The 1,055-nt window shown below is 66.5% G+C and carries 1 pseudogene; it reads left to right on the plus strand.

Going from position 1 to position 1,055, the window contains the following annotated elements:
* Positions 1-59 precede the first annotated feature (59 nt).
* Positions 60-997 (plus strand): annotated as a pseudogene (locus D9599_RS30665) (IS5 family transposase).
* Positions 998-1,055: the final 58 nt, after the last annotated feature.

Genomic DNA, 1,055 nt, shown 5'->3' on the forward strand with positions numbered 1-1,055 from the left:
GGCGTTGGTGCATGGACCGGCGGTAGCCCGGTTGCTACCAAGCCACTACGATTTCGGGCATGCTCTTCAAGCATAATGCTGCGCGCCGCCATCGCATTCCGAAGGCTCGCTACCGGATCCAGAACTGGCCGGCTTACAAGGCTGGCCTGAAGCGGCGTGGTGACCTGACGCTCTGGCTCGATGAGGACGCCCTGACTGGGTGGCAGGCATCGCGGCGGAGCACGCCCGGCGGCCAAGCCTGGTACTCGGACGCGGCGATTGAGTTGGTGCTGATGCTGCGGCTCTTCTTCCACCTTGCTCTGCGCCAAGCTGAGGGCTTCGCCACAAAAACGCTGCGCGTCCCGGACCACACGACCTTGAGCCGGCCAGCCGCAGCTTTGCCGGGCGGCAGCCGAAGGCCGTCCCGCACGGCCCGCTGCACCTGCTGATCGACAGCACCGGCTTGAAGCTGTTCGGCCAGGGCGAGTGGGATGAGGAGAAGCATGGCCGGACGCGTCGTTCCTGGCGCAAGCTGCACCTTGCCGTGGATGCCGGCAGCGGCGAGATCGTCACCTGCCTGCTGACCGACAACACCACCGATGATGCTGGTCAGCTGTCAGCGCTGCTTGAGGTAATCGAGGGCGAAATCGCGGACGGTGCATACGATGGCGAGCCGGCGTACCACGCCGTTGCCAGTCACCAGCCTGGTCAACCGCCTGCCGTGGTCATCCCGCCGCGTGCCTCGGCGGTGCCGAGCACGGGGAATGCCGAGGCGCCGAGCCAACGCGATCGCCACATCCGGCTCATCGCCGAGAAGGGGCGCATGGCTTGGCAGAGAGAGACCGGCTACGACCGGCGCAGTCTCGTGGAGACCGCGGTCGGCCGATACAAGACGCTCATCAGCCCGAAGCTGCGTGCCCGCCTTTTGCCTGCCCAGCAAGGCGAAGTCGCCATGGCCGCTCGGGTGCTCAATCGCATGATCCGGATAGCGAAGCCAGTCTCGACACGCGCCGCCTGACACCTCGGACTGGGTGGGGCCAGCCCCGTCTGCTTACTCGCATCCGTGCACCAACGCC

Origin of the sequence: Roseomonas sp. KE2513, from assembly GCF_016107305.1 — a bacterium.
Lineage (GTDB): Bacteria > Pseudomonadota > Alphaproteobacteria > Acetobacterales > Acetobacteraceae > Roseomonas.